Consider the following 25,575-nt stretch of genomic DNA (forward strand, 5'->3'; position numbering starts at 1 on the left):
GGACCACGCCGCGCCATGATGATGCCCCGCCATGCCCACGCTGGTTGCCGCGCTCACGCTGTCGGCGCTGCTCAAGATGGCGCATGTCGATCTGCCGCGCTGGCATCTGGCGTTCTGGTTTGGCCTGCTGGTCGCACTGGCCCTGTTCGGTTCCATGCCGCGCACGCAGGCCGTCCTCAACGGGGCGGGCAGCTTTCTGGCTGCGTGGCTCTACTTTGTACTGCTGGAGCGCACCGACAACCGCCAGGACCGGGCACTGCACTGGCTCATCCTGATCGGCGGGTTCTTCCTGCTGATCGCCTCGCGTCTCTACATTGACATCCGTGTGTACGGCATCAGCTTTTAGCCAGTTCACCCCATTCACCGATACCGACGGGAACCCCTCATGAAGTACCTCAGCACCCGCGGCCATGCAGACCGCAAGCAGTTTTGCGACATCCTCCTCGAAGGCCTGGCGCCCGATGGTGGCCTGTACCTGCCCGAGCATTACCCGCAGGTAGATGACGCCATGCTCACGCGCCTGCGCAAGGCTTACCACGAGCAAGGTTATGCCGAGCTGGCGTTCCAGATCCTGTCGCTCTACATCGACGACATCCCCGCTGCCGACCTGAAGGCCCTGTGCGCCAAGACGTACACCGCCGAAGTGTTCGGCACGGGTGAGATCGTGCCCCTGCGCCACCTGGAAAACAGCCTGTGGCTCGAAGCCCTGTCCAACGGCCCCACACTGGCCTTCAAGGACATGGCCATGCAGTTGCTGGGCAATCTGTTCGAGTACGAGCTGGGCCGCCGTGGCGAGCAGCTCAACATCCTGGGCGCCACCAGCGGCGACACCGGCAGCGCGGCCGAATACGCCATGCGTGGCAAGGCGGGCGTGCGTGTGTTCATGACCAGCCCGCACGGTCGCATGAGCGCCTTCCAGCAGGCGCAAATGTTCAGCCTGCAGGACGAGAACATCCACAACATCGCCATCGAAGGCGTGTTCGACGATTGCCAGGACATCGTCAAGGCCGTCTCCAACGACCACGCCTTCAAGCACAAGTACAAGATCGGCACGGTCAACTCCATCAACTGGGCGCGCCTGCTGGCGCAGGTGGTGTATTACTTTGCGGGCTACATCCAGGCCACCGAGACCAACGACCAGAAGGTCAGCTTCACGGTGCCCAGCGGCAACTTCGGCAACGTGTGCGCAGGCCATGTGGCGCGCATGATGGGCCTGCCAATTGCCAAGCTGGTGGTGGCCACCAACGAGAACGACGTGCTCGACGAGTTCTTCCGCACCGGCGTGTACCGTGTGCGCGGCAGTGCGGATACGCACGAAACGTCGAGCCCGTCCATGGACATCAGCAAGGCCAGCAACTTCGAGCGCTTTGTGTTCGACCTGCTGGGCCGCGACGGTGCGCGCACCAAGGCGTTGTTTGGCGATGCCCTGTCCAAGGACGGTCGGTTTGATCTGAGCCAGGACCCGTGTTTTGCCGATGCCGCTGCCAAGTACGGCTTTGAAAGCGGCAAGAGCACCCATGCCGACCGCCTGGCTACCATCCGCGACAACTACCAGCGCCATGGAGTGACCATCGACACCCACACCGCCGACGGGGTGAAGGTGGCCCTGGAGCACCATCAGGACCCGAACGTGCCGATGATCGTGCTGGAGACGGCGCTGCCCATCAAGTTTGCCGAGACCATCGTCGAAGCCCTGGGCCATGCGCCCGAGCGGCCTGCCAAGTTTGCCGGCATCGAAGACCTGCCCAAGCGGGTGCAGGTGATGCCCGCCGATGTGGATCTGGTCAAGGCCTACATCGAGCGCCATTGCGCTTGAATCGGGTGGGGTGACGGCTCAGCCCGGGCATTCCGGCCGCAGGTGCCAGTAGGCGCTTTGCAGGTCGGGATGGCCCGGTTTTGTGATCAAAATCGCCCCAAGCGCTAGTCTGATATGCGCTGCAAGCTATAAATAGCATAGCTAATCAAGGAGCCGTGGATGAAGGTTGTCGGTTTTGCCGGGTTCTCCGGCAGTGGCAAGACCACGCTGGTCGAGCAGTTGATCCCCGCACTGCGGCTGCGGGGGCTGCGCGTATCGGTGGTCAAGCATGCCCACCACAGTTTTGATGTGGACCACCCGGGCAAGGACACCTACCGCCACCGTGAGGCGGGGGCTTTCGAGGTGGTTGCCGCATCGGACAAGCGCCTGATGCTGGTGCGCGAGTTCGAGCAGCCCGCCACGCTCAGCGTGCACCACTTGCTGGCCGAGCTGTACCAGGGCGTGGACTGGGTGCTGGTGGAAGGCTTCAAGGACAGCGACCTGCTCAAGATCGAGGTCTGGCGCGCGCCCGAGCCCGGGCAACTGGCCAAACCCGTGCGCTACCCGGAAGATGACTTTGTGGTGGCCGTGGCCACCGATGCGCCTGAGAGCCTGCCGGTGCCCACGCAACTGCCGCTGTTGGACCTCAACGCGCCCGACAAGGTGGTGGACTGGCTTATCCAGTACGAACACCGCTTTGAATACAACTGGGAACTGCACGGGGGGCTGCTGCCATGCGCCCCGCAATGAAGCCCCTCAAGCCGCTGGACGAGGCGCTGGCGGATCTGTTGGCGCAAGCCCAGCCGCTGCCTGGCACCGACACGGTCACCACCTTTGACGCCGACGGCCGCGTGCTGGCACAAAGCTGCGTGTCGGCCTTGCAAGTGCCCCCGCAGGACAACAGCTCGATGGACGGCTATGCCGTGCGTTGCGCTGATGTGGCGGCGGCCGGTGTGGTGTTGCCCGTGTCGCAGCGCATTCCTGCGGGCAGTGCGGGTGACCCGCTGCTGCCGGGCACGGCGGCGCGCATCTTCACGGGCGCGCCGGTGCCTGCAGGCGCCGATGCCATCCTGATGCAGGAGGACTGCGAGGCCCTGGCGGCGGCCGATGGCCTGGGTTCGGTGCGGATCAACGCTGTGCCCCCAGCGGGTCAGTGGATTCGCAGTGCGGGCGAGGACATCACCCGGGGGGCGGTGGTGCTGTCAGCGGGCACGCGTCTCACTCCGGCCGAACTGGGGCTGGCGGCCAGCATTGGCCTGCACCAGCTGCAGGTGGCGCGCCGCCCGCGCGTGGCACTGTTCTCCACGGGCGATGAGCTGGTCATGCCCGGCGAGGTGCCGCCCGAGCAGATGCGCCCCGGCGCTATCTACAACAGCAACCGGTTTTTTCTGCGCGCCATGCTGTTGCGCCTGGGCTGCGAGGTCACCGACTTTGGCATCGTGCCCGACCGGCGCGACGCCACCATCGACGCCCTGCGCCAGGCCAGCAGCGCGCACGACCTGATCCTGACCAGCGGCGGCGTGAGCGTGGGAGAGGAAGACCACATCAAGCCAGCGGTAGAGACTCTGGGCACGCTGGACTTGTGGCAGATCGCCATGAAGCCCGGCAAGCCGTTTGCCTACGGCCAGATCCCGCGAGAAGGCGGTGCCGCCCACTTCATGGGCCTGCCCGGCAACCCGGTGTCGAGCTTTCTCACCTTTGCGCTGCTGGTGCGGCCCTTTGTGCTGCGGCTGCAGGGCGTGCAGGACGTGGCGCCGCAAGCCGTAGCGGTCCGTGCCGATTTCACCTGGCCCAAGGCAGACAAACGCCGCGAATTTCTGCGCGTGCGGCTCAACGCGGCGGGCGGGCTGGACCTGTTCAGCAACCAGAGCTCGGGCGTGCTGACCTCGGCGGCCTGGGGTGACGGCGTGGTGGACAACCCGGCGGGCCAGACGATTGCGCCGGGCGACACCGTGCAATTCATCGCGTTTTCGGAGTTGCTGGGATGAAGATCACTGTGCGCTACTTCGCCTCGATCCGCGAGGCCATTGGGCACGGCAGCGAGGCGGTCGAAACCGCTGCCACCACGCTGGGAGCCTTGCGCGACGAGCTCATCGCACGCGGTGGTGCCCATGCCAGCAGCCTGGCGCGAGGCCGGGCCGTGCGCATGGCACTCAACCAGACCTTGAGCGACGAGTCCGCCACCCTGGCCGATGGGGCCGAGGTGGCGTTTTTCCCCCCGGTTACCGGGGGCTGAGCCCGGGCAAGGTCTGTAGTCGCTGCTCCAGCGCGGCGGAGGCCGCTGTCATCGGTGCGCGCAGTTCATTGCGCATCCAGCCCGCGTGGGCCAGCACGGCCTTCAGCGGCGCCGGGTTGGCTTCTGCAAAGCACGCCTCCACCCAGGGCAACAAGGCTTGCCATACCCTGCGGGCCTCCGGCAGGTCACCCGTGCGCAGCAACTCCATCAAGGCCACAAAACGCGGTGCCTGCCAGTGCGCGCTGGCGGCAATGGCGCCGTGGCCGCCCAGGGCCAGGGTGGTGAACATCTGCGCATCTTCGCCCGCCAGCACGGCCAGGCGCCCGTCCGCGATCAGTGCCTGGGTCTTGGCCGCATTGCCGCCGCAGTCCTTGATGGCGCAGATGCGCGGGTGTTCGGCCAGTGCCAGCAGGGTGTCGGTGGCCAGCGTGGCGCCTGTGCGGTAGGGGATGTCGTAGATGACCAGCGGCGCGGCGCTCGCGTCGGCCAGGGCGCGGAACCACAGCAGCAACCCGTGTTGCGACGGGCGGATGTAGTGTGGTGCCGGTACCAGCAGTCCGGCCAGGGGGTACCGCGCCAGGGTCTGCACCCATTCCTGCGTCTGGCCCAGGTGGTAGCCCGACAGGCCCATCACCACGGGCAGGCCTTGTGAGGCGTCGAGCACCGTCTCCAGCACGGCCAACTGCTCCGCCTTGTCGAGCGCTGCGGCTTCGCCGGTGGACCCGCAGGCCACAAAACCCGCAATGCCCTGGCCGGCCAGCTTCTTTGTCATACGGGCGAGGGAGGGGTGGTCCACAGCGCCGTCATGGAACGGGGTGACCAGGGGAATCCAGAGACCCTGGAACGGGGTGGGGGAGGCAGAGACTGCAGGCATGCGAAGCGTCCTTTCAAGGTTCGACCAAGGGAAGAACCGTCACAGGTGCGCGAGTCGCCAGGAGCCAAAAAAGGGAGATTTTTGCCAACAGGTTCCGTCGCTCATCCGGGACGGAACCACACAGCTCCGGTCAGATGAGCTGGGGTTTTTTGGCTTTGACCACGCACTGCAACGCCACCGCGGGTGCGGAGGTCATGGCAAAGAGTGCGTGCGTGGGCATGGGGCGCAGTATAGCCAGGCCTTTGCAAGGGGCCATGGACCCGGACCCATCAGCGTGAGGGCAGTCCCGGCGGCACCTCGTCCACCGGCGTGGGTGGAGGGGCTTGCAGCAACGGGCATTGCCACACCAGCAGCTCGGCCAGCCGGGTGACGATCCACGTTGCCTCGGGCACCGACACGCCAGATTCCGCCGTGCACAGCCCTGCATGGATGCGCTGCAGGATCTCGGTCTCGGACGGCGCCTGCACGTGGTACAGCGTCTGCGCGTGCTCCACCAGGTGGCCCGCCAGGTCTTCGCACAGCTCGTAGCGGGTGCGCACGGTGTCCGACTTGTCGGTCAGGCGCCCCCGTGCGTCGGTGTACACCGCCATGAAGGACGGGGGCACGTGGATCTGGTTGTCTTCGTCCATGGGGCTCAGTCGGGGGTAAACAGCCGCTCGAACTTGGCCTGGTCGGCAGCCAGCTCAAAGGTCACGACCTGGCCCATTTTCATGTCCGACAGGCGGCAGGCGCCAAACAGCGTGGTTTTGCCCGCCAGCTCCATCACATCGAGGTCAATGATCGCGTAAGGGTGGGGCACGAAGACCTGGTGCTCGAACACATCGCGGACGGCATTGCGCGGGGATGGATAGAGCTTGTAGAGGTCGGTCTCAATCGTTTGTGTGGCCATGGGCAGGGGAGGGCTAGAAGATCGCGCACCCGATCGCATGCGGGTACAGTGCGGGCGAATCGTACAGACAAATGTTTTTTCCAAGTTATGGCACGCAACAAAAGTGAATGGCCCGCCAAGGTACTGGCGCTGGTCCGGGGCGGCAACCTGCCCGCCGCCGTCGCACAGATCAAGGTGGCGCCCAGCGTGGGCGACATCACGCGCCTGCAAGCATTGCTGGCCCAGTTGCCCTCGTCGCCCGCACTGGTGCAGCTGAACAAGGTGGTGGAAGAAGAGCGCGCCCTGCTGGCTGCGCCACGGCTGCATCGCTCGCCTTGATGCGCCTTTCTGGCCGAACTTCCTACGCCCCCGCTGAGAGCTATAGCAATGACCCTGCCCCGTGTTTCCATCCAGACCGAGGACTTTGACCTGTCCGTCGAAATCGCCACCCTGCGCCGCGAGAACAAGGGGGTGGGCGCTGTGTGCAGCTTTGTGGGCACCGTGCGTGACCGCAACGATGGCGACCCGGTGTCGTCCATGGAGCTGGAGCACTACCCCGGCATGACCGAAAAATCCATCGAAGCCATGGTGGACGAGGCCTTTCGGCGCTTCGATATTTTTGGTGCCCGCGTGATTCACCGTGTAGGCCTGCTGCAGCCCCTGGACCAGATCGTGCTGGTCGCGGTGACCAGCGCCCACCGGGGCCAGAGTTTTCAGGCCTGCGAGTTTTTGATGGACTACCTCAAGACCCAGGCGCCTTTCTGGAAAAAGGAACAAACCCCCCAGGGCGCCCGCTGGGTGGACGCGCGGGTGAGTGACGATGCAGCGCTCGCGCGCTGGGGCATCACGGCGGCCAACGCCTGAGCAGGCAGCGCCCGTGCGCAGCGCCTGCGCCATGCCAGGGCGTCTCAGCGATGCGGTGAGCCTGCGTCTTTGCAGGCGTGGTACGGGGGTCAGGGTTTGCTGGTGTATCCCAGGCAGGCACCAGCATTGGCGCGCCCCTTGCATTCCCGGTACAGCCGGCGATCACGTTCCGAGCGGCTTTCCTCGGATGAGCTTCGCTCCTGTTTCACCTTGGTGGATTTCTTTTTCTTGCTCACTGCGCCATGGGTGCCTTGGGTCGCGTTCTTGGTCGTGGCGTGGCTGGCTCCGGGATGCAGTCCCAGGCACAGGGCCAGCGTGCACAAAAGCAGGGGAGCGGTCGCCTTGCGCAGTGCCACGTGGGTCGATGGGGGGAGAGCCGGGGTGGGTGGCATGTTGAGTGCTCCGGGGAGTGGGAGTGGGTGTGGGGGCGCCGGGGCGTCCACTGATCTGCAGCGGGATCTTAAGGTGCGCTTGGGCTGCAAAGCGCGGAGGTAGCGCCAGCGCGGCTGAGGTCGGTGCTGCTGCGTATCCTCTGCGCTACACAGGCGGCCCAGGGCTGCAGCAGGCTCATGTTTCTGATCCGGTGAATCGGGCTGGGCGTGCGCCGAGAGACCGGCCAGAGGTGAATTCAGGGCCTCGGGTTATAATCCGCGAGTTTTGCATGGTGCAAGACGCACGCCTGCGGCCGTTCCAGCTGCTGGCGCAAGTAAAAACCATGGCTTTCCGATTGCGGCAGGCCACATTCAAGGAAAAAACATGATTGCATCCTCCATCAAGGCCGAAGTCGTCAAGGCGAACGCCCGTGCTGCCAACGACACTGGTAGCCCAGAAGTGCAAGTGGCCCTGCTGACCGCTCGCATCAACGAACTGACCCCTCACTTCAAGACGCACGCCAAGGACCACCACGGTCGCCGTGGCCTGCTGCGCATGGTGAGCCGTCGTCGCAAGCTGCTGGACTACCTGAAGGCCAAGGACGCTGACCGTTACACCGCGCTGATTGCCAAGTTGGGTCTGCGCAAGTAATTTTCATTGCATGCCAAAACGCCTGGGTTAGTCCGCTAGCTCAGGCGTTTTTTACTTCGGAGCCGCAAAACAGAGCGAAGCTGTGTCATTCCAATGAAGTTGTTGCCGCTGCATTGTGCAGCACTTCCCTGGAATGGCATCGTGTTCTGAATTGCTATCCAAGCCAATCTGGTAGGGCACTACCAGCTATTAAAACAGGAGCTGAACATGAGCATTTTCAACAAAGTCACCAAGACCTTCCAATGGGGCGACAAGACCGTCATCATGGAAACGGGCGAGATCGCCCGCCAGGCCTCCGGCGCCGTGCTGGTGAACATTGACGACACCGTGGTGCTGGCCACCGTGGTGGCTTCCAAGTCCGCCAAGCCCGGCCAGGACTTTTTCCCGCTGACGGTGGACTACATCGAGAAGACGTATGCCGCTGGCAAGATCCCCGGCAGCTTCTTCAAGCGCGAAGCCAAGCCCAGCGAACACGAAACCCTGACCAGCCGCCTGATCGACCGTCCGATCCGCCCGCTGTTCCCTGAAGGTTTCTTCAATGAAGTGCATGTGGTGGTCCACACGATCTCGTTGAACCCCGAAGTGGACGCTGACATTGCTGCCCTGATCGCTACCAGCGCAGCCCTGGCCATCTCTGGCATCCCGTTCAACGGCCCTATTGGTGCCGCCCGCGTGGGTTACATCAACGGCGAATACGTGCTGAACCCCGGCCAGACTGCGCGCAAGAACTCGCAGATGGACTTGGTGGTGGCAGGCACTGAAGCCGCTGTGCTGATGGTCGAATCCGAAGCCCAGCAACTCTCCGAAGAAATCATGCTGGGCGCCGTGGTGTTCGGTCACGAGCAAGGCAATGTGGCCATCAACGCCATCCACGAACTGGTGCGCGACGCGGGCAAGCCCGTATGGCAATGGGAAGCGCCTGCCAAGGACGAAGCCCTGATTGCCAAGGTGGTGGCACTGGCCGACGACAAGCTGCGCGCTGCCTACCAGATCCGCAACAAGCAAGCCCGTACCCAAGCCTGCCGTGAGGCCTATGCCGCTGTGATGGCTGGCCTCAAGGCCGACGGCGTGGAGTTCGACTCCGTCAAGGTTGAAGGCATGCTGTTCGACATCGAAGCAGGCATCGTGCGCAGCCAGATCCTGGCTGGCGAACCCCGCATCGACGGCCGCGACACGCGCACCGTGCGCCCCATCGAAATCCGCAACAGCGTGCTGCCCCGCGCCCACGGTTCAGCCCTGTTCACGCGTGGCGAAACCCAGGCGCTGGTCGTGACCACGCTGGGCACCGAGCGCGATGCACAGCGCATCGACGCGCTGGCCGGCGAGTACGAAGACCGCTTCATGATGCACTACAACATGCCTCCCTTCGCCACCGGCGAAGTGGGCCGCATGGGCTCGACCAAGCGCCGCGAAATCGGCCACGGCCGTCTGGCCAAGCGTGCTCTGGTGGCTGTGCTGCCGACCAAGGAAGAATTCCCCTACACCATGCGTGTGGTGTCGGAGATCACCGAGTCCAACGGATCCTCGTCCATGGCTTCGGTGTGCGGCGGCTGCCTGTCGCTGATGGATGCCGGTGTGCCCATGAAGGCGCACGTGGCGGGTATTGCCATGGGCCTGATCAAGGATGCCAACCGTTTCGCCGTGCTGACCGACATCCTGGGTGACGAAGATCACCTGGGCGATATGGACTTCAAGGTAGCGGGTACCACGGGCGGTATCACGGCCCTGCAGATGGACATCAAGATCCAGGGCATCACCAAGGAAATCATGCAGGTGGCACTGGCCCAGGCCAAGGAAGCGCGCATGCACATTCTGGGCAAGATGCAAGAAGCCATGGGTGAGGCCAAGACCGAAGTGTCAAACTTCGCGCCCAAGCTGTACACCATGAAGATCAACCCCGAGAAGATCCGTGACGTGATCGGCAAGGGCGGCGCCGTGATCCGTGCGCTGACCGAAGAAACCGGCTGCCAGATCAACATCGAGGAAGACGGCACCATCACCATCGCCGCCACCGACGCTGCCAAGGCTGACGAAGCCAAGCGCCGCATCGAGCAGATCACGGCCGAGGTCGAGATCGGCAAGATCTACGAAGGCCCTGTGACCAAGATCCTGGACTTCGGCGCACTGATCAACCTGCTGCCCGGCAAGGACGGTCTGCTGCATATCAGCCAGATCGCCCACGAACGCGTCGAGAAGGTGTCCGACTACCTGACCGAAGGCCAGATCGTGAAGGTCAAGGTCATGGAAACTGACGAAAAGGGCCGCATCAAGCTGTCCATGAAGGTGCTGGCCGACCGTCCCGCGGGCGGCAGCGACCGTCCTGCGCCCGCAGAGCGTGGCGACCGCGAACCCCGCCGCGACCACGGCCGTGACGGTGGACGCCATCCCGCTGAGCAGCAACAGCAGCAGTCCCTGCCTGCAGATGGTGCGTCTGCCCAGGTGAACGGCTAAATTGCTGATGTGCTATTGATTTGGTAGCTGCCAGGGCATGTAAGTCATGCGCTAGCGGCCCAAATCATTCCAATCCATATCCGGTAAACCCCGTTATGCAAGCTGTCGAGATCACATCCTTTGGTGGGCCTGAGGTGCTACGTCTGGGTAAGCGTCCTGCCCCCGTCGCGGGTGCGGGGGAGCTGCTGATCCGCGTGGCGGCCAGCGGCATCAACCGCCCCGACGTGTTGCAGCGACTGGGTCACTATGCGCCGCCCCCAGGCACCTCGGACCTTCCGGGGCTGGAGGTCGCCGGGGTGGTTGAGTCGGGCGATGCTTCGGCGATGGCAGAGGCGGGCATTCGTGTGGGTGACCGCGTATGCGCCTTGGTGGCAGGTGGTGGTTATGCACAGTGGTGCGTCGCACCGGTGGTGCAGTGCCTGCCGGTGCCTGAGGGTTTCAGTGACGTGGAGGCTGCTTCCCTTCCGGAGACGTTCTTTACGGTGTGGAGCAATGTCTTTGACCGTGCGCGTTTGCAGGCGGGGGAAACCTTGCTGGTGCAGGGCGGTACAAGCGGCATTGGCGTGACCGCCATCCAGCTGGCCCGTGCGTTCGGTGCCACCGTGATCGCCACGGCGGGCAGCGATGAAAAGTGTGCGGCTTGCCTTTCGCTGGGTGCACACTACGCCATCAACTACAAGTCCCAGGACTTTGCGGCCGAGGCGAAGCGAATCACCGAAGCGCGTGGTGTTGACGTGGTGCTCGATATGGTGGCGGGTGACTATGTTGCCCGCGAAGTTGAATGCCTGGCCGAGGATGGCCGGATCGTCATCATCGCCGTGCAAGGGGGCGTGCAGAGCGGCTTCAATGCGGGGATGGTGCTGCGCAAGCGCCTCACCATCACGGGGTCTACATTGCGTCCGCGTCCCGTGGCGTTCAAGGGTGCAATTGCACGCTCGCTGCGCGAGCATGTCTGGCCCTTGCTGGCAGCGGGCAAGGTCCGTCCGGTCATCCATAGCACGTTTGCCGCGGCGGACGCCGCACAAGCCCATGCGCTGATGGAGTCCAACCAGCACATCGGCAAGATTGTTTTGACGTGGTAATCATGAACAACAAGAAAAAACTCATCGCCGGTAACTGGAAGATGAATGGCAGCCTGGCTGCCAACGAGGCCTTGTTGAAGGCCTTGATTGCGGGCACCGCAGAGGTGGCTTGTGATATCGCTGTCGCAGTGCCTGCGCCCTATCTGGCGCAGGTGCAGGCATTGACTGCCGGCACTGCCATTGCGGTGGCGGCACAGGATGTGTCTGCGCACGAGTCGGGCGCCTACACCGGTGAGGTATCGGTGGCCATGCTGAAGGATTTTGGTGTGCGCTATGCGCTGGTGGGGCACTCCGAGCGCCGCCAGTACCATGGTGAAACCGACGCAATCGTGGCGGAGAAAGCCCAGCGCGCACTGGCGGCGGGTGTGACTCCAGTCGTCTGCGTGGGTGAAACTCTGCAAGAGCGTGAAGCGGGCATGACCGAGGCGGTGGTCAAGCGCCAGCTCGCCGCAGTGATCCATCTGAACGGCCATTGCATCAGCGAGATCGTGGTGGCTTACGAACCCGTATGGGCCATCGGTACGGGTCGCACTGCGTCGCCGGAGCAGGCGCAGGCTGTGCATGCGGTGCTGCGCACCCAGCTGGCGGCTGCGAGCGAGCATGCGGACCGCATCCGCTTGCTGTACGGCGGCAGCATGAACGCGGCCAATGCAGCCCAGCTGCTGGCCCAGCCCGATATCGACGGCGGCCTGGTCGGCGGTGCCTCGTTGAAGGCGCCCGACTTTCTACAAATCATTGCGGCGGCCCGTTGAGGCGGCTGCGAGGCAAACAATTCAATCAGGAGTGAACAGAGAATGAACGTGATCGTGAATGTGATTCTGGCGGTGCAGATGTTGGCGGCCTTGGCCATGATTGGACTGATCCTGATCCAGCATGGGAAGGGGGCTGACATGGGTGCCGCCTTTGGTAGTGGCAGCTCGGGCAGCCTCTTCGGTGCCAGCGGCAGCGCCAACTTCCTGTCCCGCACGACGGCTGTGCTGGCAGCCGTGTTCTTTGTCTCGACGCTGGCATTGGCCTACTTTGGCAATGCGCGTCCTGCCAGCTCGGGCAGCGTTCTGGAAACGCCTGCGGCTGCTGTGCCCGCCAGTGCGTCGGCTTCCGAGGCACCTGCTGCGCCTGCGACTCCCGCCTCTGGTGCGGCGCAGATCCCGACCAAATAATTGAACTGAATTTCGGCCCTCAGGGTCGAAGCAGGGTTTTTCCGGAGTAGAATTCTGGATTGTCTGGAAAGCCAAAAGCCGCAAGGTTCCTCATGCCATCCAGATGCAAAAATCAGCCGTCGTGGTGAAATTGGTAGACACGCTATCTTGAGGGGGTAGTGGCGAAAGCTGTGCGAGTTCGAGTCTCGCCGACGGCACCAAAACAAAGGCCTGCCTGCATGACCCGGCTTGGGTCCTGACGGGCAAGGCCACAGCGGTGAGCACATCCTCAAGATGAACCTCGATCAGTACCTCCCCGTCCTTTTGTTCATCTTGGTCGGCATCGCCGTAGGCGTTGTCCCCCTTGTACTCGGCTACATACTGGGCCCCAACCGCCCAGATGCCGCAAAGAACTCCCCCTACGAATGTGGCTTTGAAGCCTTCGAGGATGCGCGCATGAAATTCGATGTGCGCTACTACCTCGTGGCCATTCTCTTCATTCTGTTCGACCTGGAAATCGCATTCCTTTTCCCTTGGGCGGTCACGCTGCACGAGGTGGGTGTCGCCGGTTTCGTGGCGGTCGTCATTTTCCTGGCCATCCTGGTCGTGGGTTTTGCCTACGAATGGAAAAAGGGTGCCCTGGATTGGGAATGAGCGGACTTCAACAAGGACAATGCAATGATTGAAGGCGTGATGAAGGAAGGCTTCATCACCACGAGTTACGACTCCGTGGTGAACTGGGCCAAGACCGGTTCCCTGTGGCCGATGACGTTTGGTCTGGCCTGCTGTGCTGTCGAGATGATGCACGCGGCAGCGGCCCGGTATGACATCGGCCGTTTTGGTGCGGAAGTGTTCCGTGCCAGCCCCCGTCAGTCCGATCTGATGATCGTGGCAGGCACGCTGTGCAACAAGATGGCCCCGGCTTTGCGCAAGGTTTACGACCAGATGTCCGAGCCCCGTTGGGTTCTGTCGATGGGTTCGTGTGCCAATGGGGGTGGCTACTACCACTACAGCTATTCGGTGGTGCGCGGTTGTGACCGCATCGTGCCCGTGGATGTTTACGTGCCCGGCTGCCCTCCTACAGCAGAAGCCCTGATTTACGGGATCATTCAGTTGCAGCAGAAGATCCGCCGCACCAACACCATTGCTCGCGTCTGAAGGGTTGATGATGACAGCTGTTGCCATTCGGCCTGAGAAGCTCAAGGACAATATCGCTGCGGCTCTGGGTGCCAAAGTGCGCCAGATTTCGGTCGCCCTCGATGAGGTGACCGTGGTGGTCGCCGCTGCCGACTATCTGGACGCCATGCGCCTGCTGCGCGACTCCGAAGGTTGCCGTTTTGAGCAGCTGATCGATTTGTGTGGTGTGGACTATTCCGCGTACGGGGATGCTGTCCATGAAGGCGCCCGCTACTGTGTGGTGTCGCATTTGTTGTCGGTCAGCCTCAACCAGCGCGTGCGCGTGAAGGTGTTCTGCCAGGACGATGACTTCCCGGTCGTTCCCTCGGTGGCTGAGTTGTGGAACTCCGCCAATTGGTACGAGCGCGAAGCGTTTGACCTGTTTGGCATCGTTTTCGACGGTCATAACGACCTGCGCCGCATTCTCACTGACTACGGCTTTATCGGGCACCCCTTCCGCAAGGATTTCCCGTTGTCGGGTCATGTCGAAATGCGCTACGACGCCGACCAGCGCCGCGTGGTGTACGAACCCGTGTCCATTGAGCCGCGCGAAATCACGCCGCGCATCATCCGCGAAGACAAGTACGGAGGCCTGCACTGAGCCGCCCCGCGTCTCATGTGATTCATCATGGCTGAAATCAAGAACTATTCCCTGAACTTTGGTCCGCAGCACCCTGCGGCGCACGGTGTGTTGCGCCTGGTGCTGGAGTTGGACGGCGAGGTCGTGCAACGCGCTGACCCGCACATCGGTCTGCTGCACCGTGCCACCGAAAAGCTGGCCGAGCACAAGACCTACATCCAGTCGCTGCCTTACATGGACCGGCTGGACTACGTGTCGATGATGTGCAACGAGCACGCCTACTGTCTGGCGATTGAAAAATTGCTGGGCCTGGAAGTGCCGGTGCGCGCGCAGTACATCCGCGTAATGTTCTCCGAAATCACGCGCCTGCTGAACCACCTGATGTGGCTCGGTTCGCACGGTAACGACTGCGGCAGCTCCACGATCCTGATCTACACCTTCCGCGAGCGTGAAGACCTGTTCGACATGTACGAAGCGGTTTCTGGTGCGCGCATGCATGCGGCGTATTTCCGTCCCGGCGGCGTATACCGCGATCTGCCCGACAGCATGCCGCAGTACAAGGTCAGCAAGATCAAGAACGCCAAGGCACTGGAGGCTCTCAACCAGAATCGCCAGGGTTCTTTGCTGGACTTTATCGACGATTTCACCCAGCGGTTCCCCGGCTGCGTGGACGAGTACGAAACGCTGCTCACCGACAACCGCATCTGGAAGCAGCGCACCGTCGGCATCGGCGTGGTGCCGCCCGAGCGGGCGTTGAATCTGGGCATGACTGGCCCCATGCTTCGCGGCTCCGGCATTGCCTGGGACCTGCGCAAGACCCAGCCGTACGATGCATACGACCGCGTCGACTTCGACGTGCCAGTGGGCAAGACCGGCGACTGCTACGACCGCTATCTGGTGCGTGTGCAGGAAATGCGCGAGTCCAATCGCATCATCAAGCAATGCGTGGACTGGCTCAAGGCCAACCCCGGCCCGGTGATCACCGACAACCACAAGGTTGCCGCGCCTGCGCGTGAATCCATGAAGTCGAACATGGAAGAGCTGATCCACCATTTCAAGCTCTTCACGGAAGGCTTCCACGTCCCCGAAGGCGAGGCTTACGCGGCTGTGGAGCATCCCAAGGGCGAGTTCGGTATCTACCTGGTGAGCGATGGTGCCAACAAGCCTTACCGCCTCAAGATCCGGGCACCGGGTTTTGCGCATCTGGCCACGCTCGACGAAATGGCGCGTGGCCACATGATTGCGGATGCCGTCGCCATCATTGGCACCATGGATATCGTGTTCGGAGAGATTGACCGATGATTACCGAAGCGACCAAGGCGCGGTTTGCGCGCGAAGTGGCCAAGTACCCCGCAGACCAGAAGCAATCTGCGGTGATGGCGTGCTTGTCCATCGTTCAGCAGGAGCAAGGCTACGTCAGTACCGAGAGCGAGGCGGTGATCGCTGACTATCTGGGCATGGCGCAAATCGCCGTGCACGAAGTCACGACCTTCTACAACATGTACAACCAGCAACCGGTGGGCAAGTACAAGCTCAACGTGTGCACCAATCTGCCTTGCCAGTTGCGCGACGGGCAGAAGGCGCTGCATCACCTGGAAAAGAAGCTTGGTGTGTCGATGGGTGAGACCACGCCTGATGGCCTGTTCACCCTGCAGCAGTGCGAATGCCTGGGTGCTTGCGCCGATGCTCCTGTGATGCTGGTGAACGATCGCACGATGTGCAGCTTCATGGACAACGACAAGCTCGACCAGCTCGTGGACGGCCTGCGCGCCGCGGAGGGCCAGTGATGACCACGGCAGCCCAAATACTTTCTCAGTTCCAGGCCACAGGTGTTCAGACCTGTTTCCACGACCGCCACATCAATCCCCAGATCTATGCGGGCCTGAATGGCAGCAACTGGAGCATCAAGGACTACGAAGCGCGTGGCGGCTATCAGGCACTGCGTCGCATCCTGGGCAAGGACGGTAACGAGGGCCTGACGCAAGATCAGGTCATTGCCACTGTCAAGGAATCCGGTCTGCGTGGCCGCGGCGGCGCGGGCTTCCCTACGGGCCTGAAGTGGAGCTTCATGCCCCGCTCGTTCCCTGGCCAGAAGTATCTCGTGTGCAATTCCGACGAGGGCGAACCTGGTACCTGCAAGGACCGTGACATCCTGCAGTTCAACCCGCACATCGTTATCGAAGGCATGATCATCGCTGCCTATGCGATGGGCATCTCTGTCGGCTACAACTACATCCACGGCGAGATCTTCCAAACCTACGAACGGTTTGAAGCCGCGCTGGAAGAAGCTCGGGCAGCGGGTTACCTGGGGGACAACATTCTGGGCAGCAGTTTCAGTTTTCAGCTGCATGCGGCCCATGGCTTTGGCGCCTACATTTGCGGTGAAGAAACGGCATTGCTCGAATCGCTGGAAGGCAAAAAAGGGCAGCCCCGTTTCAAGCCGCCGTTTCCCGCCAGCTTTGGCCTGTATGGCAAGCCCACCACGATCAACAACACGGAAACCTTTGCGGCCGTGCCATGGATCATCCGCAACGGCGGAGCGGCTTACCTGGAGTGCGGCAAGCCCAACAACGGCGGCACCAAGATTTTCTCGGTGTCCGGCGACGTCGAAAAGCCCGGTAACTATGAGGTACCCCTGGGTACACCGTTTGCCAAGCTGCTGGAACTGGCTGGCGGCGTGCGCAAAGGTCGCCAGCTCAAGGCGGTGATTCCTGGCGGTTCGTCGGCTCCTGTCCTGCCGGCATCCGTCATCATGGAATGCACGATGGACTATGACTCCATCGCCAAGGCCGGCTCCATGCTGGGCTCGGGTGCCGTGATCGTCATGGACGACTCCCGGAGCATGGTCGAGAGCCTGCTGCGTCTGTCGTATTTCTATTCGCACGAATCCTGCGGCCAATGCACGCCTTGCCGTGAAGGCACTGGATGGATGTGGCGCGTGATCGATCGCATCCAGCATGGCCAGGGCCGTGAGGGCGACCTGGATCTGCTTAATTCCGTGGCAGACAACATCCAGGGCCGCACCATCTGTGCGCTGGGTGATGCCGCAGCCATGCCTGTGCGCGCCATGATCAAACACTTCCGTCCCGAGTTTGAGGCACTGATCCGGAACAAGGCTCCACAAGCCGCGACTTCCGTCTGATCGCGAGAGAACATATGGTTGAAATTGAACTGGACGGTCAGAAGGTGGAAGTCGCCGAAGGCTGCATGGTGATGCATGCGGCTGAAAAGGCGGGCACTTACATTCCGCATTTCTGCTACCACAAGAAGCTTTCGATCGCCGCCAATTGCCGCATGTGCCTGGTGGACGTGGAAAAAGCGCCCAAGCCCATGCCTGCCTGCGCCACACCGGTCACGCAGGGCATGATCGTGCGCACCAAGAGCGACAAGGCCATCAAGGCTCAGCAGTCGGTCATGGAGTTTCTGCTCATCAACCACCCCCTGGACTGCCCTATTTGCGACCAGGGCGGCGAGTGCCAGCTGCAGGATTTGGCGGTGGGCTACGGCGGTTCTTCCTCGCGTTACGAGGAAGAAAAGCGCGTGGTATTCCACAAGGACGTGGGCCCGCTGATCTCCATGGAAGAGATGAGCCGCTGCATCCACTGCACCCGCTGCGTGCGCTTCGGCCAGGAAGTGGCGGGCGTGATGGAACTCGGCATGATTCATCGTGGCGAGCATTCTGAAATCACCACGGTCACCGGCGACACGGTGGACTCGGAGTTGTCGGGCAACATGATCGACATCTGCCCCGTCGGAGCACTGACCAGCAAACCTTTCCGCTACAGTGCCCGCACCTGGGAGCTGTCGCGCCGCCGTTCTGTGAGTCCACATGACTCCACTGGCGCCAACCTGATTGTCCAAGTCAAGAACCACAAGGTCATGCGCGTGGTCCCGTTTGAAAACGAGGCCGTCAACGAATGCTGGATTGCCGACCGTGATCGTTTCTCCTACGAAGCGCTCAACGGTGACGACCGCCTGACCCAGCCCATGCTCAAGCAGGGCGGTGTGTGGAAGGAAGTGGACTGGCAGACTGCGTTGGAATACGTGGCCAACGGTCTCAAGAACATCAAGAACGATCACGGCGCCGCCAGCATTGGTGCGCTGGTGAGCCCTCACAGCACGGTGGAAGAGCTGTATCTGGCCAGCGCCCTGGTGCGTGGCCTTGGCAGCGACAACATCGACTATCGCCTGCGCAACGCCGAGTTCGCTGCGCCCGAAGGTATTCGCTGGCTCGGTACGTCCATCGCTTCGTTGTCCACACTGCAGCGCGTGCTGGTGGTGGGCTCCAACCTGCGCAAGGACCATCCGCTGTTTGCGCAGCGCATCCGCCAGGCGGCCCGCCATGGCTGCCAGGTCAATGCCATCGCTTCGGTCACCCATGACTGGGCCATGCCAGTGCAGACATTTGTGGAGCAGGGGGCTGGCCAATGGGTAGAGATGCTCGGAGGCATTGCTTCCGCCATCGCCCAGGAAAAGGGTATTGCTGCTCCGCAAGGTGCCAGTGCGGCCAACGAGGCTGCCCAGGCCATCGCCCGCTCGCTGCTGGGCGGCGAGCGCAAGGCTGTGCTGCTGGGCAATGCGGCGGCGCACCATGCGCAAGCCACCCCATTGCTGGCATGGGCCAACTGGATTGCAGAGAACACCGGCGCGACGGTGGGTTACCTGACAGAAGCCGCCAATACCGTGGGCGCGCAGTTTGCGGGCGCTCACCCTGTCAACGGTGGTCTGAATGCGGCTCAAATGCTCTCCGGTGGTTTGAAGGCGGCGGTGCTGCTGAACACTGAGCCCTTCCACGATTCTGCGGCGGGTGCTCAAGCTGCAACTGCCCTCGCTGGTGCAGAAATGGTGGTCACGCTGAGCCCCTTCAAGGCCAACATGGAGTTCAGTGACGTTTTGTTGCCAATTGCTCCGTTCACCGAGACCTCGGGCAGCTTTGTCAACGCCGAAGGGCGCATACAGAGTTTCCATGCTGTGGTGCGCCCGCTGGGCGATACCCGTCCGGCATGGAAGGTTCTGCGCGTGCTGGCCAATCTGCTGGGCGTTCCAGGTTTCGACTTCGAAACCTCCCAGGACGTGCTGGCCCGTGCCACAAATGCCCCTGCCGGTACCGTCACTCAAGTGCCTGCCGTACAGCTGTCGAATGCTGTGAAGGCAGTGCCCGCTGCGACGGCTGCAGCTGGTGAACCGGTCGTGGCTTCCATCTATCAACTGGACGGCTTGGTGCGCCGTTCCACGTCGCTGCAGCTGACAGCCGACGCACGCATGGCACGTGAAGGAGTGGCCGCATGATCGACGCGATCTACAACGCGGGCCTGAACCTGCTCTCCTTTGGGTGGTGGACCGGCATTGTCTGGCCAGTGCTCTGGATCCTGATCAAGATCGTCTGCATCCTGGCACCGCTGATGGGTGCCGTGGCTTACCTCACGTTGTGGGAGCGTAAGCTGCTGGGCTTCATGCAGGTGCGCCACGGCCCCAACCGCGTGGGGCCCATGGGGTTGCTCCAGCCCATCGCGGATGCGCTGAAGCTGCTGACCAAAGAAATCATCCAGCCCACGGCGGCCAGCAAGGGCCTGTTCGTTCTGGGGCCTGTCATGGCCATCATGCCGGCCTTGGCTGCCTGGGTAGCGATTCCCTTCGGTCCCGATGTGGCCCTGGCTAATGTGAATGCCGGCCTTCTGTTGGTCATGGCCATTACGTCCATCGAAGTCTATGGCGTGATCATTGCGGGCTGGGCCTCCAATTCCAAATACGCCTTCTTGGGTGCACTGCGGGCTTCGGCGCAGATGGTGAGCTACGAAATCGCGATGGGGTTCTGTTTCCTGGTCGTGATCATGGTCTCGGGCAGCATGAACCTGACGGAAATCGTGCTGGGGCAGGGCAGAGGCATGGCTGCAGAGAAGGGCCTGACTTTCCTGTCCTGGAATTGGCTACCCTTGCTGCCGATCTTCCTTGTGTACCTGATCTCTGGCGTGGCAGAAACCAATCGCCATCCCTTCGACGTGGTTGAAGGCGAGGCAGAGATCGTGGCCGGCCACATGGTCGAGTACTCGGGTATGGGTTTTGCGATCTTCTTCCTGGCCGAATACGCCAGCATGTGGCTCGTGTCCATTCTGGCGGCGCTGATGTTCCTGGGTGGCTGGTTGCCTCCGATCGACAGCGCTCTGTTCAACTGGGTGCCGGGCTGGATCTGGCTGGGTCTCAAGACCTTCCTCGTGGTGTCCATGTTCATCTGGATCCGGGCCACCTTTCCACGGTTCCGGTATGACCAGATCATGCGTCTGGGCTGGAAGATTTTCATTCCGGTCACGCTGGTGTACTTGTTGATTGTTGGCGGGTGGTTGCTCTCGCCTTGGAATATCTGGAAATAAGCGGGGACACAAATGACTGCTGTTGCTGCTGCTGCACCTTTTTCGTTCAAGGATTTCTTCAAGAGCTTCATGCTCGTGGAGTTGCTCAAAGGGATGGCCCTGACTGGCCGCTATGCGTTTCGCCGCAAGGTGACCGTGCAGTTCCCTGAAGAGAAGACGCCTTTGTCGCCACGTTTTCGTGGATTGCATGCGCTGCGCCGTTATGACAACGGCGAGGAGCGTTGCATCGCTTGCAAGCTGTGCGAAGCCGTATGCCCTGCGATGGCCATCACCATCGAATCGGATGTGCGTGCCGACGGTTCGCGCCGCACCACGCGTTATGACATCGACCTGACGAAGTGCATTTTCTGCGGGTTCTGCGAAGAGAGCTGCCCGGTCGATTCGATCGTCGAAACACACATCTTCGAGTACCACGGCGAAAAGCGTGGTGACCTGTATTTCACGAAGGACATGCTCTTGGCCGTGGGCGACCGGTACGAAGGTGAAATTGCGGCAGCCAAGGCTGCAGACGCCAAGTACCGCTGAGCGGTGCGGGGTTCAGCCTCTTTGCCAGACTTTCTATAAAGACCCGATTCATGGACGCCAAGACTGGTTTCTTCTATCTCTTCTCGGTGGTGCTGCTGTTCGCGGCCTTCCGGGTGATCACTGCGCGCAACCCCGTGCATGCGGTGCTGTATCTCATCCTTGCGTTTTCGCAGGCGGCGGCTGTCTGGCTGTTGCTCAAGGCTGAGTTCCTGGCGATTGCACTGGTGCTGGTGTACCTGGGCGCGGTCATGGTGCTCTTCCTGTTCGTGGTGATGATGCTGGACATTCACATCGATACCGTGCGCAAGGGGTTCTGGAAACACTTCCCATTGGCGGCTCTCATCGGGGCGGTCATCGCCCTGGAGATGGCGGCCGTGTTGATGGGTGGATTCCGTGGCATGGAAGAGCCCAAGGCCGTCGCTGCGGTGGTCGATGCCGCTGGCCATGTGGTCCCTTACTCCAACACCAAGGCGCTGGGCAAGCTGCTGTACACCCAGTATCTGTACCCCGTTGAGATCGCGGCAGTCATTCTGCTGGTGGCCATGGTTGCTGCCATCGCTCTGACCCTGCGTCAGCGCAAGGACAGCAAGGCCATTAATCCATCCACGCAGATTCGTGTGCGTGCAGCCGATCGTCTGGCTGTGGTCAAGGTGGCCGCCACCCAAAAGCCTGCGGCGGAAGAGCCTGCTCAAGCTGCTGCCGAGGAGAAAAAAGCATGACATTGACTCTGGGCCACTTTTTGTCGCTGGGCGCCATGCTGTTTGCACTCGCTGTGATCGGCATCTTCCTGAACCGCAAGAACCTGATCGTGCTGCTGATGGCGATTGAGCTCATGCTGCTGGCCGTGAACATGAACTTCGTGGCGTTCTCCCACTACCTGGGAGACATGCACGGCCAGGTGTTCGTGTTCTTTATCCTGACCGTGGCAGCCGCTGAATCGGCGATCGGCCTGGCCATCCTGGTGCTGCTGTTCCGCAACAAATCCAGTATCAACGCGGAAGACCTCAACACCCTCAAGGGTTGACGGGTCACGAGTATTCCCAAGGTTCTCAAGAATGAGTCAAACCCTCTCTGCTTCAACGCTCCTGGCTGTGCCTTTGGCACCGCTGGCGGGCGCCGTGCTGGCCGGCATCTTCGGTACGACCTTCGGTGGTAACTGGATCGGTCGTCGTCTGAGCCACACCCTGACCATCCTCGGCGTACTGGTTGCGTTCATCCTGTCGGCCATGACGCTCAAGAGCGTAGCGCTCGACGGTGCCCGCTTCAATGAAACCCTGTACACCTGGATGGTGGTGGGTGGCTTGAAGATGGAAGTGGGCTTCCTGATCGACAGCCTCACCGCGATGATGATGGTGGTCGTGACTTTCGTGTCCTTGATGGTTCACATCTATACCATCGGCTACATGGAAGAGGACGAGGGCTACAACCGCTTCTTTGCCTACATCTCGCTGTTCACGTTCTCCATGCTCATGCTGGTCATGAGCAACAACCTGCTGCAGCTGTTCTTCGGCTGGGAGGCCGTGGGCCTGGTGTCCTATCTGCTGATTGGCTTCTGGTTCAACAAGCCTACTGCCATCTTCGCCAACATGAAGGCGTTTCTGGTTAACCGCGTGGGTGACTTCGGCTTCATTCTGGGCATTGGCCTGATCGCCGCCTACACCGGCACCCTGAACTATGGCGAGATCTTCGCCAAGGCCGGCGATCTGGGCGCGCTGTCTTTCCCCGGCACCAGCTGGATGCTCGTCACCGTGATTTGCATCTGCCTATTCATCGGTGCGATGGGCAAATCAGCCCAGTTCCCGCTGCACGTCTGGCTGCCCGATTCGATGGAAGGCCCAACCCCCATTTCGGCACTGATCCACGCGGCGACCATGGTGACGGCCGGTATCTTCATGGTGTCGCGCATGTCACCGCTGTTCGAGTTGTCGGACACCGCGCTGAACTTCATCCTGGTGATCGGTGCCATCACGGCATTGTTCATGGGTTTCCTGGGCATCATCCAGAACGACATCAAGCGCGTGGTGGCCTACTCTACGCTGTCCCAGCTGGGTTACATGACAGTGGCTTTGGGCGCTTCGGCCTACTCGGTGGCCGTGTTTCACCTGATGACCCACGCGTTCTTCAAGGCGTTGCTGTTCCTCGGGGCTGGCTCGGTCATCATGGGCATGCACCACAATCAGGACATTCGCTGGATGGGCGGCGTACGCAAGTACATGCCCATCACCTGGATCACCTCGCTGCTCGGCTCGCTGGCCCTGATCGGGACCCCCCTGTTCTCGGGTTTCTACTCCAAGGACAGCATCATTGAGGCTGTGCACTTCAGCCACCTGCCGGGTGCGGGCTTCGCCCACTTCGCTGTGCTGGCAGGCGTGTTCATCACCGCGTTTTACTCGTTCCGGATGTACTTCCTGGTCTTCCATGGCAAGGAGCGTTACGACCAGAACCCGGATGCCCACCACGACGATCACCATGGCCATGATGACCACCACGGTCATGATGCCAAGCCACACGAGTCGCCTTGGGTGGTGACAGTCCCCTTGGTGCTGCTGGCGATCCCGTCGGTGGTTGTGGGCTTCCTGTTCATCCAGCCCATGCTGTTTGGTGACTTCTTCAAGGATGTCATTTTTGTGGATGCGGCCAAGCACCCGTCCATGGCACATATCGCTGAACATTTCCACAGCGCATGGGAGATGGCTCTGCACGGCTTGAAGACGGCTCCGTTCTGGCTTGCTTTGGCGGGTGTGGCCACCTCGTATTACATGTACATGGTCAACCCCGCAGTGCCTGCGGCACTCAAGCGCTTCTTCGAGTCGATCAAGGTCTACCAGCTGCTGGAAAACAAATACGGCATGGACTGGATCAACGAGAACATCCTGGCCCGTGGTGCTCGTGCACTGGGCGTGGGTCTCTGGAAGGGCGGAGATCAGGCGGTGATCGATGGCGCCTTGGTCAATGGATCATGGAAGCTGGTGCGCTGGGTGGCCGGTGCCGTGCGTTGGGTGCAGTCGGGCTTCATCTACCACTATGCGCTGGTCATGATCCTGGGTGTTTTTGTGCTCATGACGTATTTCGTCTGGCTCAACAAGTAGGAGAAGAATAAAAATGGGTCTGTTGAGTCTTGCAATCTGGACACCGATTGCGTTTGGTGCGCTGTTGCTCGCCATTGGGCGCGACGAACATGCGCGTGCAGTGCGGTGGTTGGCGCTGGTGGGAGCGTTGATTGGGTTCCTGGTCACGCTGCCTCTGTACGATGGCTTCAAGCTGGGTACGGCAGCCATGCAATTCGTGGAGAAGGCCGACTGGATCGAGCGCTTCAACATCCACTACCACCTCGGGGTGGACGGCATCTCCTTCTGGTTCGTGCCGCTGACAGCATTCATCACCGTCATCGTGGTGATTGCTTCCTGGGAATCCATTACCGAGCGCGTGAACCAGTACATGGGCGCCTTCCTGATCCTCTCGGGGCTCATGATCGGTGTCTTCAGTGCACTCGACGGCATCCTGTTCTACGTGTTCTTCGAGGCGACGCTGATCCCGATGTACCTGATCATCGGTATCTGGGGCGGCCCCAACAAGATTTACGCAGCGTTCAAGTTCTTCCTGTACACGCTGCTCGGCTCGCTGCTGATGCTCATCGCGCTGATCTACCTTTACAACCAGTCGGGTGGTAGCTTTGACATTGCCACCTGGCACCAGCTGCCATTGAGCGGCCGTGCACAGACTCTGCTGTTCTTTGCCTTCTTTGCCGCCTTCGCTGTGAAGGTGCCCATGTGGCCAGTCCACACCTGGCTGCCCGACGTGCACGTGGAGGCGCCTACGGGCGGTTCTGCAGTCCTGGCCGCCATCATGCTGAAACTGGGCGCCTACGGTTTCCTGCGGTTTTCTCTGCCGATCGCTCCTGACGCTGCACGCCAGTGGGCATGGCTGATGATTGCCTTGTCGCTGATCGCCGTGATCTACGTGGGTCTGGTGGCCATGGTCCAGAAGGACATGAAGAAGCTGGTGGCCTACTCGTCGGTGGCGCACATGGGCTTTGTGACCCTGGGCTTCTTCATTTTCAACGATCTGGGTGTCTCCGGCGGTATCGTTCAGATGATTGCGCACGGTTTTGTGTCCGGCGCCATGTTCCTGTCCATCGGCGTGCTTTATGACCGCGTTCACTCGCGTGAGATTGCCGCCTATGGTGGCGTGGTCAACACCATGCCTAACTTCACGGCGTTTGCTTTACTGTTTGCCATGGCCAACTGCGGTCTGCCAGGCACGGCCGGTTTTGTGGGTGAATGGATGGTGATCCTGGGTGCTGTCAAGGCCAATTTCTGGATCGGTCTGGCCGCTGCCACGGCGCTGATTTTTGGTGCTGCCTACACCCTGTGGATGTTCAAGCGTGTGTACCTGGGCCCCGTGGGCAATGACAACGTCAAGGGCTTGACGGACATCGACAGCCGCGAGTTCCTGGTACTGGCTGTTCTGGGCATCGCGGTGCTGGCCATGGGCCTCTACCCCCGTCCGTTCACCGATGTGATGGACACCTCGGTGGCAGAACTGCTCAAGCATGTCGCGCAGACCAAGCTGAACTGAACAGACCAGACTGAAC

The 25,575-nt window shown here is 61.6% G+C and carries 29 protein-coding genes and 1 tRNA gene; 26 read left to right on the forward strand and 4 right to left on the reverse strand.

The annotated features are described in order from the left end of the window. Positions 1-31 precede the first annotated feature (31 nt). From ACOYR4_RS07370 to moaD, 5 genes are all read left to right on the forward strand, one after another. Entirely contained in the window at positions 32-346 is a 315-nt protein-coding gene (locus ACOYR4_RS07370) for a response regulator (RefSeq protein WP_309825412.1), read from the forward strand. Positions 347-385: 39 nt separating this feature from the next. Next, positions 386-1,816 carry a threonine synthase gene (gene thrC / locus ACOYR4_RS07375; RefSeq protein ID WP_015013257.1) on the forward strand — a complete coding sequence of 477 codons (1,431 nt, stop codon included), beginning with the start codon at positions 386-388 and terminating at the stop codon, positions 1,814-1,816. A gap of 159 nt (positions 1,817-1,975) precedes the next feature. After that, the gene (gene mobB, locus ACOYR4_RS07380) at positions 1,976-2,545 is read left to right on the forward strand and encodes a molybdopterin-guanine dinucleotide biosynthesis protein B (RefSeq protein ID WP_291441599.1); all 570 of its coding nucleotides are present in this window, start codon (positions 1,976-1,978) and stop codon (positions 2,543-2,545) included. After that, positions 2,530-3,783 (forward strand): gephyrin-like molybdotransferase Glp, encoded by a 1,254-nt coding sequence (glp, locus tag ACOYR4_RS07385; RefSeq protein ID WP_422849112.1) that lies wholly within the window; start codon positions 2,530-2,532, stop codon positions 3,781-3,783. Before mobB ends, glp begins: the two co-directional genes overlap by 16 nt. Then, complete coding sequence (gene moaD, locus ACOYR4_RS07390; RefSeq protein WP_422849113.1) at positions 3,780-4,031, forward strand: molybdopterin converting factor subunit 1; 252 nt, start codon at positions 3,780-3,782, stop codon at positions 4,029-4,031. The genes glp and moaD overlap by 4 nt, the downstream gene beginning before the upstream one ends. Here moaD and dapA read toward each other — a convergent pair. The 3 genes from dapA to ACOYR4_RS07405 form a co-directional block, all read right to left on the reverse strand. Continuing rightward, positions 4,018-4,905 (reverse strand): 4-hydroxy-tetrahydrodipicolinate synthase, encoded by an 888-nt coding sequence (gene dapA, locus ACOYR4_RS07395; RefSeq protein WP_422849114.1) that lies wholly within the window; start codon positions 4,903-4,905, stop codon positions 4,018-4,020. The genes moaD and dapA overlap by 14 nt on opposite strands. Before the next feature lie 269 nt (positions 4,906-5,174). Further along, complete coding sequence (locus tag ACOYR4_RS07400) at positions 5,175-5,534, reverse strand: hypothetical protein (protein WP_422849115.1); 360 nt, start codon at positions 5,532-5,534, stop codon at positions 5,175-5,177. Positions 5,535-5,539: 5 nt separating this feature from the next. Further along, positions 5,540-5,794 carry a hypothetical protein gene (locus ACOYR4_RS07405; protein ID WP_060987064.1) on the reverse strand — a complete coding sequence of 85 codons (255 nt, stop codon included), beginning with the start codon at positions 5,792-5,794 and terminating at the stop codon, positions 5,540-5,542. 87 nt (positions 5,795-5,881) lie between these two features. Here ACOYR4_RS07405 and ACOYR4_RS07410 point away from each other — a divergent pair, with 87 nt between their 5' ends. Beyond that, a complete protein-coding gene (locus tag ACOYR4_RS07410; protein ID WP_015013264.1) occupies positions 5,882-6,112 on the forward strand; it encodes a hypothetical protein in 231 nt (76 codons plus the stop codon). Between the two features lie 48 nt (positions 6,113-6,160). Further along, entirely contained in the window at positions 6,161-6,637 is a 477-nt protein-coding gene (locus tag ACOYR4_RS07415) for a molybdenum cofactor biosynthesis protein MoaE (RefSeq protein ID WP_015013265.1), read from the forward strand. 89 nt (positions 6,638-6,726) lie between these two features. On the opposite strand, the gene ACOYR4_RS07420 is transcribed toward ACOYR4_RS07415, so the two are convergent. Beyond that, positions 6,727-7,029, reverse strand: coding sequence for a hypothetical protein (locus tag ACOYR4_RS07420; protein WP_422849116.1), 303 nt, complete (start codon positions 7,027-7,029; stop codon positions 6,727-6,729). Between the two features lie 364 nt (positions 7,030-7,393). Here ACOYR4_RS07420 and rpsO point away from each other — a divergent pair, with 364 nt between their 5' ends. The 19 genes from rpsO (at position 7,394) to ACOYR4_RS07515 (ending at position 25,559) form a co-directional block, all read left to right on the forward strand. Continuing rightward, positions 7,394-7,660 (forward strand): 30S ribosomal protein S15, encoded by a 267-nt coding sequence (gene rpsO / locus ACOYR4_RS07425; RefSeq protein ID WP_005793232.1) that lies wholly within the window; start codon positions 7,394-7,396, stop codon positions 7,658-7,660. Between the two features lie 207 nt (positions 7,661-7,867). Then, positions 7,868-10,111 carry a polyribonucleotide nucleotidyltransferase gene (pnp, locus tag ACOYR4_RS07430; RefSeq protein WP_015013267.1) on the forward strand — a complete coding sequence of 748 codons (2,244 nt, stop codon included), beginning with the start codon at positions 7,868-7,870 and terminating at the stop codon, positions 10,109-10,111. A 95-nt stretch (positions 10,112-10,206) separates the two neighbouring features. Further along, positions 10,207-11,193 carry an NAD(P)H-quinone oxidoreductase gene (locus tag ACOYR4_RS07435; protein ID WP_422849117.1) on the forward strand — a complete coding sequence of 329 codons (987 nt, stop codon included), beginning with the start codon at positions 10,207-10,209 and terminating at the stop codon, positions 11,191-11,193. Between the two features lie 2 nt (positions 11,194-11,195). Then, complete coding sequence (gene tpiA / locus ACOYR4_RS07440; RefSeq protein ID WP_060987069.1) at positions 11,196-11,945, forward strand: triose-phosphate isomerase; 750 nt, start codon at positions 11,196-11,198, stop codon at positions 11,943-11,945. Positions 11,946-11,987: 42 nt separating this feature from the next. Continuing rightward, a complete protein-coding gene (gene secG, locus ACOYR4_RS07445) occupies positions 11,988-12,353 on the forward strand; it encodes a preprotein translocase subunit SecG (RefSeq protein WP_209817128.1) in 366 nt (121 codons plus the stop codon). Between the two features lie 115 nt (positions 12,354-12,468). Beyond that, positions 12,469-12,553 (forward strand) — tRNA-Leu (locus tag ACOYR4_RS07450). Between the two features lie 73 nt (positions 12,554-12,626). Next, entirely contained in the window at positions 12,627-12,986 is a 360-nt protein-coding gene (locus ACOYR4_RS07455; protein ID WP_056061547.1) for an NADH-quinone oxidoreductase subunit A, read from the forward strand. Positions 12,987-13,010: 24 nt separating this feature from the next. Beyond that, positions 13,011-13,490, forward strand: a complete 480-nt coding sequence (locus ACOYR4_RS07460; RefSeq protein WP_007849129.1) for a NuoB/complex I 20 kDa subunit family protein — start codon at positions 13,011-13,013, stop codon at positions 13,488-13,490. Positions 13,491-13,500: 10 nt separating this feature from the next. Beyond that, on the forward strand, positions 13,501-14,109 hold the full coding sequence (locus ACOYR4_RS07465) for an NADH-quinone oxidoreductase subunit C (protein ID WP_060987079.1): 609 nt from the start codon (positions 13,501-13,503) through the stop codon (positions 14,107-14,109). Positions 14,110-14,136: 27 nt separating this feature from the next. Further along, complete coding sequence (locus tag ACOYR4_RS07470) at positions 14,137-15,390, forward strand: NADH-quinone oxidoreductase subunit D (protein WP_015013273.1); 1,254 nt, start codon at positions 14,137-14,139, stop codon at positions 15,388-15,390. Next, on the forward strand, positions 15,387-15,875 hold the full coding sequence (gene nuoE, locus ACOYR4_RS07475) for an NADH-quinone oxidoreductase subunit NuoE (protein ID WP_015013274.1): 489 nt from the start codon (positions 15,387-15,389) through the stop codon (positions 15,873-15,875). The genes ACOYR4_RS07470 and nuoE overlap by 4 nt, the downstream gene beginning before the upstream one ends. Next, the gene (gene nuoF / locus ACOYR4_RS07480) at positions 15,875-17,230 is read left to right on the forward strand and encodes an NADH-quinone oxidoreductase subunit NuoF (protein WP_110959324.1); all 1,356 of its coding nucleotides are present in this window, start codon (positions 15,875-15,877) and stop codon (positions 17,228-17,230) included. The genes nuoE and nuoF overlap by 1 nt, the downstream gene beginning before the upstream one ends. Before the next feature lie 14 nt (positions 17,231-17,244). Further along, on the forward strand, positions 17,245-19,377 hold the full coding sequence (gene nuoG / locus ACOYR4_RS07485) for an NADH-quinone oxidoreductase subunit NuoG (RefSeq protein WP_422849118.1): 2,133 nt from the start codon (positions 17,245-17,247) through the stop codon (positions 19,375-19,377). Continuing rightward, on the forward strand, positions 19,374-20,456 hold the full coding sequence (gene nuoH, locus ACOYR4_RS07490; protein WP_422849119.1) for an NADH-quinone oxidoreductase subunit NuoH: 1,083 nt from the start codon (positions 19,374-19,376) through the stop codon (positions 20,454-20,456). Before nuoG ends, nuoH begins: the two co-directional genes overlap by 4 nt. A gap of 12 nt (positions 20,457-20,468) precedes the next feature. Next, the gene (gene nuoI / locus ACOYR4_RS07495; protein ID WP_010463942.1) at positions 20,469-20,981 is read left to right on the forward strand and encodes an NADH-quinone oxidoreductase subunit NuoI; all 513 of its coding nucleotides are present in this window, start codon (positions 20,469-20,471) and stop codon (positions 20,979-20,981) included. 50 nt (positions 20,982-21,031) lie between these two features. Then, on the forward strand, positions 21,032-21,700 hold the full coding sequence (locus tag ACOYR4_RS07500; RefSeq protein WP_060987075.1) for an NADH-quinone oxidoreductase subunit J: 669 nt from the start codon (positions 21,032-21,034) through the stop codon (positions 21,698-21,700). Then, positions 21,697-22,005, forward strand: a complete 309-nt coding sequence (nuoK, locus tag ACOYR4_RS07505) for an NADH-quinone oxidoreductase subunit NuoK (RefSeq protein ID WP_005793248.1) — start codon at positions 21,697-21,699, stop codon at positions 22,003-22,005. Before ACOYR4_RS07500 ends, nuoK begins: the two co-directional genes overlap by 4 nt. A 31-nt stretch (positions 22,006-22,036) precedes the next feature. Next, complete coding sequence (gene nuoL / locus ACOYR4_RS07510) at positions 22,037-24,070, forward strand: NADH-quinone oxidoreductase subunit L (protein WP_015013279.1); 2,034 nt, start codon at positions 22,037-22,039, stop codon at positions 24,068-24,070. Positions 24,071-24,083: 13 nt separating this feature from the next. Next, complete coding sequence (locus tag ACOYR4_RS07515) at positions 24,084-25,559, forward strand: NADH-quinone oxidoreductase subunit M (protein ID WP_015013280.1); 1,476 nt, start codon at positions 24,084-24,086, stop codon at positions 25,557-25,559. Positions 25,560-25,575: the final 16 nt, after the last annotated feature.

Source organism: Acidovorax sp. M14 (assembly GCF_049331375.1).
In the GTDB taxonomy this organism is placed as follows: Bacteria; Pseudomonadota; Gammaproteobacteria; order Burkholderiales; family Burkholderiaceae_C; genus Acidovorax.

What these genes read in the sequence shown, in the direction of transcription:
- ACOYR4_RS07455 (WP_056061547.1), top strand. Translation starts at nt 12,627, where the DNA reads ATGAACCTCGATCAGTACCTCCCCGTCCTTTTGTTCATCTTGGTCGGC.
- nuoE (WP_015013274.1), top strand. Translation starts at nt 15,387, where the DNA reads ATGATTACCGAAGCGACCAAGGCGCGGTTTGCGCGCGAAGTGGCCAAG.
- pnp (WP_015013267.1), top strand. Translation starts at nt 7,868, where the DNA reads ATGAGCATTTTCAACAAAGTCACCAAGACCTTCCAATGGGGCGACAAG.
- tpiA (WP_060987069.1), top strand. Translation starts at nt 11,196, where the DNA reads ATGAACAACAAGAAAAAACTCATCGCCGGTAACTGGAAGATGAATGGC.
- nuoG (WP_422849118.1), top strand. Translation starts at nt 17,245, where the DNA reads ATGGTTGAAATTGAACTGGACGGTCAGAAGGTGGAAGTCGCCGAAGGC.
- ACOYR4_RS07410 (WP_015013264.1), top strand. Translation starts at nt 5,882, where the DNA reads ATGGCACGCAACAAAAGTGAATGGCCCGCCAAGGTACTGGCGCTGGTC.
- ACOYR4_RS07420 (WP_422849116.1), bottom strand. Translation starts at nt 7,029, where the DNA reads ATGCCACCCACCCCGGCTCTCCCCCCATCGACCCACGTGGCACTGCGC.
- nuoF (WP_110959324.1), top strand. Translation starts at nt 15,875, where the DNA reads ATGACCACGGCAGCCCAAATACTTTCTCAGTTCCAGGCCACAGGTGTT.
- nuoH (WP_422849119.1), top strand. Translation starts at nt 19,374, where the DNA reads ATGATCGACGCGATCTACAACGCGGGCCTGAACCTGCTCTCCTTTGGG.
- rpsO (WP_005793232.1), top strand. Translation starts at nt 7,394, where the DNA reads ATGATTGCATCCTCCATCAAGGCCGAAGTCGTCAAGGCGAACGCCCGT.
- glp (WP_422849112.1), top strand. Translation starts at nt 2,530, where the DNA reads ATGCGCCCCGCAATGAAGCCCCTCAAGCCGCTGGACGAGGCGCTGGCG.
- ACOYR4_RS07370 (WP_309825412.1), top strand. Translation starts at nt 32, where the DNA reads ATGCCCACGCTGGTTGCCGCGCTCACGCTGTCGGCGCTGCTCAAGATG.
- nuoK (WP_005793248.1), top strand. Translation starts at nt 21,697, where the DNA reads ATGACATTGACTCTGGGCCACTTTTTGTCGCTGGGCGCCATGCTGTTT.
- ACOYR4_RS07405 (WP_060987064.1), bottom strand. Translation starts at nt 5,794, where the DNA reads ATGGCCACACAAACGATTGAGACCGACCTCTACAAGCTCTATCCATCC.
- dapA (WP_422849114.1), bottom strand. Translation starts at nt 4,905, where the DNA reads ATGCCTGCAGTCTCTGCCTCCCCCACCCCGTTCCAGGGTCTCTGGATT.
- moaD (WP_422849113.1), top strand. Translation starts at nt 3,780, where the DNA reads ATGAAGATCACTGTGCGCTACTTCGCCTCGATCCGCGAGGCCATTGGG.
- ACOYR4_RS07400 (WP_422849115.1), bottom strand. Translation starts at nt 5,534, where the DNA reads ATGGACGAAGACAACCAGATCCACGTGCCCCCGTCCTTCATGGCGGTG.
- nuoL (WP_015013279.1), top strand. Translation starts at nt 22,037, where the DNA reads ATGAGTCAAACCCTCTCTGCTTCAACGCTCCTGGCTGTGCCTTTGGCA.
- ACOYR4_RS07415 (WP_015013265.1), top strand. Translation starts at nt 6,161, where the DNA reads ATGACCCTGCCCCGTGTTTCCATCCAGACCGAGGACTTTGACCTGTCC.
- thrC (WP_015013257.1), top strand. Translation starts at nt 386, where the DNA reads ATGAAGTACCTCAGCACCCGCGGCCATGCAGACCGCAAGCAGTTTTGC.
- ACOYR4_RS07515 (WP_015013280.1), top strand. Translation starts at nt 24,084, where the DNA reads ATGGGTCTGTTGAGTCTTGCAATCTGGACACCGATTGCGTTTGGTGCG.
- ACOYR4_RS07470 (WP_015013273.1), top strand. Translation starts at nt 14,137, where the DNA reads ATGGCTGAAATCAAGAACTATTCCCTGAACTTTGGTCCGCAGCACCCT.
- ACOYR4_RS07500 (WP_060987075.1), top strand. Translation starts at nt 21,032, where the DNA reads ATGGACGCCAAGACTGGTTTCTTCTATCTCTTCTCGGTGGTGCTGCTG.
- nuoI (WP_010463942.1), top strand. Translation starts at nt 20,469, where the DNA reads ATGACTGCTGTTGCTGCTGCTGCACCTTTTTCGTTCAAGGATTTCTTC.
- secG (WP_209817128.1), top strand. Translation starts at nt 11,988, where the DNA reads ATGAACGTGATCGTGAATGTGATTCTGGCGGTGCAGATGTTGGCGGCC.
- mobB (WP_291441599.1), top strand. Translation starts at nt 1,976, where the DNA reads ATGAAGGTTGTCGGTTTTGCCGGGTTCTCCGGCAGTGGCAAGACCACG.
- ACOYR4_RS07460 (WP_007849129.1), top strand. Translation starts at nt 13,011, where the DNA reads ATGATTGAAGGCGTGATGAAGGAAGGCTTCATCACCACGAGTTACGAC.
- ACOYR4_RS07435 (WP_422849117.1), top strand. Translation starts at nt 10,207, where the DNA reads ATGCAAGCTGTCGAGATCACATCCTTTGGTGGGCCTGAGGTGCTACGT.
- ACOYR4_RS07465 (WP_060987079.1), top strand. Translation starts at nt 13,501, where the DNA reads ATGACAGCTGTTGCCATTCGGCCTGAGAAGCTCAAGGACAATATCGCT.